Genomic DNA, 5,205 nt, shown 5'->3' with positions numbered 1-5,205 from the left:
CGGCAATCCCGGGGCCAACCGTGTGGCCACGCAGGCAACAACCGGCGCACTCGTCTCAGCCGCCGCCCAGAACAGCTATGAAGATGCCGGCCAGTCGCTCGAGCGGGTCGACCGCCTTGTCGGACTCATCGACGACATGGACGAACTAAAGGAAAGCATCGATCTCAACACGCGCGTGACCGCGGAGCTCGCCATTGCGCTGGTCGCCATGTGGCAACTCGAAGCCATCCAGACCGTGGGCGATGGCACCGGCGGCGTGATCGATGCCGCCACCATCGCCGAAGAACAGCACTTCATGGATTTCACGTTACCGGACCTCCGGGCAGACTGATCGTGGGGGCATGACGGGTGGCGACTGAACAAGAAATCATCGAGGAAGAACTGGTCTACGGTGCCTTGCGCCGCGAACGGCTTTGGCAGCGTCTTGGTCTGACAGGTCTTGTCTTCGGCATCATCGGCTGTCTGAGCGCAGCGGCTGTCTCGATCCTCGATGTCGACCCACCCCCCGTCGTTGTTCCCTACGATCCCGCCACCGGCTTTGCTCTCCCCGAGGCCTCGGTGGGCGCTTCCTCGGTGACCGCCAACCAGGCGATCATCGAGGCGGAGGTGTTCCGCTATGTGACTGACCGCGAAGTCTACAACCAGCTCGACAACGATTTGCGCATCCGCAGCGTCCTGCGCCGCTCGGACGGGGCCGCCGAGAGCGGGCTGCGCCAGATCTGGAACAGCGCAAATGAAAACTATCCGCCGACAGTCTATGGCCCCAATGCCCGGCTCGACGTGGAAATCCTCAGCATCAACCGGATCGGCACCAACCGCGCCACGGTGCGCCTGCGCAAGCGTCTGACCTCCATCAACGGCACCCAGACCGGGATCTTCACCGCGACCCTTCTCTTCGAGTTCCGCCCCGAGACCCGCCGGTCCATCGATGAGGTCTGGACCAATCCATTCGGCTTCACCGTCCTCGAATATTCCATCCGCTCCGACAGATTGGAGAACTGACGTTGTTGTTTATAAGATCGCTTATTTTTGTCATTGCCCTGTTGCCCGGCCTCGCCTCTGCCGAAGCCATCCCGCGTGGCGGTCCCAACGACAGCCGGGTGCGCTTGGCCACCTACCAGGAGGGTCAGGTCTACCGTCTCAGCGTGTCGCTCACCCATGTGACCACCATCGAGTTCGGGATCGGCGAAAGCATCCGCTCGATTATTGCAGGCGACACGGAAGGGTTTGAGATCGACGGCGTGCCGGGCGGCCAGGCCTTCGCGATCAAGCCCGTCGCGCGCGGCGTTCATACCAATGTGACGGTCTACACGAACCGCCGGAGCTACTACTTCAACGTCCAGGAGGTCCGCAGCCCAACCTTCTACGTGGTGCAGTTCCGCTATCCGGAGGACGATGCGCGCCCGACCCGGGCCATCGCCGCCCAAGCGCCGAACTACAACTACGGCGCCAGCGCGCGGACCGAGTTCACGCCAACGCGCATCTGGGATGACGGGAAGTTCACGTATTTCGCGTTTCCCAGAAACGCGCCTGTCCCCGCGATCTTCCGCTACGCGGGCGGCCGCGAGCGCACGGTCAACACGCAAACCCCTGAAGACGGCGTGATCCGCGTCAGCGGCGTAAATCGCCAATGGGTCCTGCGACTTGGCGAGGAGGTGGTCTGCATCGAGGCGATCCCGCCCGCGGAGGCCACCTCATGAGCGATACCAAGAACACCGAGCTGGAAAGGCGCCTCGCCGCCCTTGAGAAAGGCAGTGCCCGCGCCCCCACGGCGGCGCAGCGCCGGTCGCCCCTTCTCGCGCTGATCGTGGTCCTCATCATCGGCGCGGGTGGTGCCCTGCTTTTTCTCCTCTCACAGCCTGACGAAGAGGAAGCCTTGCCGACGGCCACCCCGGACGTCTTCCAAAACGAGGGGGACGGCTTTGGCGCCATCGAGACCTTGCCCCCGCCCGAGCCCGAGGTTGTGTTTGTCGGACCGGATCCAGTCGAGCCCAACGCGGAGCTTCTGGCGCAGATCACCGCGCTGCAGGCTCAGATCGAGGAATTACGCAACGCCCCCGAACCGGTCGTCGAGGAAGACACCGCCGCCGCAGAGGCGATCGACGCGCTGACCGCTCAGATCGCTGCGCTACAAGCCGCCTCGGAAGCCGCACAGCAACGATTCCAGGACGAACTGACGGCGCGGGATCGCAGCCTTGAGCAATTACGCATGGATCTGGAACTGGCCCAACTCGAGGCCAGCCGACCCCAGCCCGCCCCAGCGGGCCCCACGGAGGATGAGCTGCGCGCACGCGAGCAAGAGCGACTGCGCCGCGAGGAAGAAGCCCGGCGCATGGCCGAGCTGGAGCGCCGCGCCGCGGAGGAACGCGCCTTCCAGGAGCGGCGCATCGCCTCGCCCACCATCGCGTTTGGCGGCACGTCCGGAGCGAATGAAACGGCTCTGACCGAACGCACCTTCGGCGAGGTGACGGATTTCGTGCTGAACGGTGCACTGCCCTCGACGGTGACGCAGGCCGAGGTGATCGCCAATCCCTCCAACACGATTCTACAGGGCACCATGATCCAGGCCGTCATGGAAACAGCCCTCGACAGCTCTCTGCCCGGCCAGACCCGGGCCGTTGTTTCCGAAGACGTGTTCAGTTTCGACGGTTCTCGGCTCTTGATCCCGCGTGGATCCCGCCTCATCGGGCGCTATCGTTCGGGCGTTGATATCGCGCAGCGCCGGGTCACGATCGCTTGGGACCGGATCATTCTGCCCGACAACCAGACCATCCAGATCAGTTCTTTTGGGGGCGATGAATTGGGTCGCTCCGGCGTCACCGGCTTTGTCGACACGCGCTTTGACGAGCGCTTCGGCTCGGCCGCGCTGATTTCACTGATCTCCGCCGCGCCTAGTGCAGCCGCTGCAAATGTGCAGGACGAAACCGCCGCGGATGTGCTCGAAGACGTGGGCGATGATCTTGCCGATGCCACGGACAGTGTGATTGGCGATTACCTCTCGATCGGCCCGGTCATCTATGTCGACCAGGGCGCGCGCGTCACGGTGATGGTCGACCGCGATCTGGAGATATTCTGAGCCCATGTCGCTGAGCTATCTCGAAACCTCCCTCGACCGGATCGAAGCCGCCGCCCGCGACGATGTCATCGAGATCTGCATCAACCCCGACGGCTCCTGCTGGGGCGAATTCCAGGGCGATCATTTCATGCGAAAGCTGGCCCAGGCGCTGACCGCAATCGAAGTGAAAGACCTCGGCAACCAGATCGCCTCCTCCGCCAACACAACATTGAGCAAGGACCGCCCGATCGTCTCGGTCTCGATCACCTACAAGGGGCGCCCGATCCGCGCACAGGTCATCACCCCGCCTGCCGTGCTCTCGGCCATGTCGATCAGCCTTCGGTTCTTCTCAAGCCTGCCGCTTGACGGGATTGCGCTTGATTTCCTTTTTGGCAAGGAACGCAAGCTTGAAGAACTCCGCCTCGAGAAAACCCACGAACTGCGCGATGTGGTGGCCGCGGGCGTGATCGACGATGCGCTGGCCTTTTGCGTCGACAACAAGCTTAACATGATCGTCTCTGGCGGCACCTCCACCGGCAAGACCGTGGCTGCGCGCAAGATCCTCTCGCACGTGCCATCCGAGGAACGCATCGTCACCATCGAGGAAGCCGCCGAGCTTCTGCCGACCCAGCCCAATGCCGTGACCCTCATCGCCAATCGCGATGCGGAGTTCCAGACCGCCGATGTGCTGCTCACCGCAACGTTGCGCATGCGCCCCGACCGGATCATCCTGGGCGAGGTGCGAGGCAAGGAGGCCATGACCTTCCTCGAGGCGATCAACACTGGCCATGGCGGCTCAATGACCACGCTGCACGCAGAAACCCCGCAACTTGCCGTGCAGCGTCTGGCCATCGCCGCACTCAAGACCGAGATCCCGATGACCTATGCCGACATGATCCAGTACATCGAGAACTCCATCGACGTAATCATCCAGGCCGGTCGCCATGATGGCAAACGCGGCATCACCGAATTCTACCTGCCCGGCGCAACTGAGATTGGAACTTCCCCATGAAGACCTTTGAATACAACATCCTGTCCTTTCCCATGACCCGAAAAACCAGTCTCACCGACATGCAGGCCAGCCTGAACGCGAAGGGGGCCGAAGGCTGGGAGGTAGTGTCGATCAGCTCCTCGGAATTTGCCAATGTCGGGCACACGGTCTTCCTGAAGCGCGAAACCACCGTCATCGGAGCCACGGCATGAGGCTGGCACGGCTAACCCTTGCTTTGACCGGGATGGTCCTCGGCATGACGTCTTCACCAGCCTTCGCTGAGCGCAACCTGGTGCCGAGCCTTGAGCGCAGTTTCAACGTCTGTCCAGACCGGCCCGTCGAACCCAGCTGGATGCAAGAAATTCCCCTGCGCCAAGCCTATCAACGCGTGTTGGTCCAGGATATCTACCGCGCCCAGAATCTTGAGCGCATCGTCGAGACCGAAAGCTGCAACTGCGAAATCCGCTTCCCATCTTGGGACGCGGCCGAGGCGATGTTTCGAGAGCGCCACGCCAGTGACGAACGCTGGGAAATGCTGGAAGCTTCGGACGCCTACAATCGGCGCGCCAACAACGTTCGCCTCGAGGCTACGGCCATCTGCGAAGCCGCGGGCAATTGGTAAGGCAGCCCCGCTATGAGCGTCGTCACCTACTTCGTTGAAACCTCCCAAGGCTATCTCGACACAGCCGCAGAAACCCAGTTCGGATCGGTCGCGGCAACGGTTGGCACGCTTCTGGTGCTGGGAACAACGCTTGTGGTAATCCTCGTCTTCCTGAACATGATCTACCAATACAAGGCGATGGACGGCCGCACGGCCTTCTGGCTCGCGGTCAAGATCGGGTTGATCGGAATATTCGCGACCAACTGGGTGCAGTTCAACACCCTCTCCTCCGCCATCCTGGCCGGCATCGACAGCATTGCGGGGGCGCTCGTGGCTTCGGTCGGTGGTGGAACTCCCGGCCCTTCTGGCACCTTCGCGGAAGAATTCGACCGACTGATCGCTGAACTCGGCGACTACCTCAATGCAGCTGGATCAGAACTGAACTGGATGGCCGGCGCCATGCTAGACATTGTCGGGGTCCTCTTGCTCTCGATACTCGGCGGGCTGGCCGCCTTCATCCTTGTGGCATCCCGCCTGGTGATCGCACTTCTAATCGGG

At 62.5% G+C, this 5,205-nt stretch carries 8 protein-coding genes; all 8 read left to right on the top strand.

All coding sequences use genetic code 11. The features are described 5' to 3' along the window. A partial coding sequence (locus BFV97_RS17085) for a type IV secretion system protein (protein ID WP_281200963.1) occupies positions 1-331 on the top strand: 331 nt, incomplete at its 5' end. Positions 332-348: 17 nt separating this feature from the next. Continuing rightward, positions 349-1,002 carry a VirB8 family type IV secretion system protein gene (locus BFV97_RS17080; RefSeq protein WP_069301606.1) on the top strand — a complete coding sequence of 218 codons (654 nt, stop codon included), beginning with the start codon at positions 349-351 and terminating at the stop codon, positions 1,000-1,002. Positions 1,003-1,004: 2 nt separating this feature from the next. Beyond that, positions 1,005-1,700 (top strand): TrbG/VirB9 family P-type conjugative transfer protein, encoded by a 696-nt coding sequence (locus BFV97_RS17075; protein ID WP_069301605.1) that lies wholly within the window; start codon positions 1,005-1,007, stop codon positions 1,698-1,700. Continuing rightward, positions 1,697-3,076 (top strand): TraB/TrbI/VirB10 family type IV secretion system protein, encoded by a 1,380-nt coding sequence (locus BFV97_RS17070; protein WP_069301604.1) that lies wholly within the window; start codon positions 1,697-1,699, stop codon positions 3,074-3,076. The genes BFV97_RS17075 and BFV97_RS17070 overlap by 4 nt, the downstream gene beginning before the upstream one ends. 4 nt (positions 3,077-3,080) lie before the next feature. Beyond that, positions 3,081-4,067 (top strand): ATPase, T2SS/T4P/T4SS family, encoded by a 987-nt coding sequence (locus BFV97_RS17065; protein ID WP_069301603.1) that lies wholly within the window; start codon positions 3,081-3,083, stop codon positions 4,065-4,067. Next, complete coding sequence (locus BFV97_RS17060; protein ID WP_069301602.1) at positions 4,064-4,258, top strand: DUF4177 domain-containing protein; 195 nt, start codon at positions 4,064-4,066, stop codon at positions 4,256-4,258. Before BFV97_RS17065 ends, BFV97_RS17060 begins: the two co-directional genes overlap by 4 nt. After that, positions 4,255-4,668, top strand: a complete 414-nt coding sequence (locus tag BFV97_RS17055; RefSeq protein WP_069301601.1) for a hypothetical protein — start codon at positions 4,255-4,257, stop codon at positions 4,666-4,668. The genes BFV97_RS17060 and BFV97_RS17055 overlap by 4 nt, the downstream gene beginning before the upstream one ends. A 12-nt stretch (positions 4,669-4,680) precedes the next feature. Then, the coding region (locus BFV97_RS17050) for a type IV secretion system protein (protein WP_172827933.1) at positions 4,681-5,205 on the top strand (525 nt) is incomplete at its 3' end.

This window comes from Neptunicoccus sediminis, assembly GCF_001719615.1.
Classification (GTDB): Bacteria; Pseudomonadota; Alphaproteobacteria; order Rhodobacterales; family Rhodobacteraceae; genus Amylibacter; species Amylibacter sediminis.
This window is presented reverse-complemented; position numbering and strand designations above follow the sequence as displayed.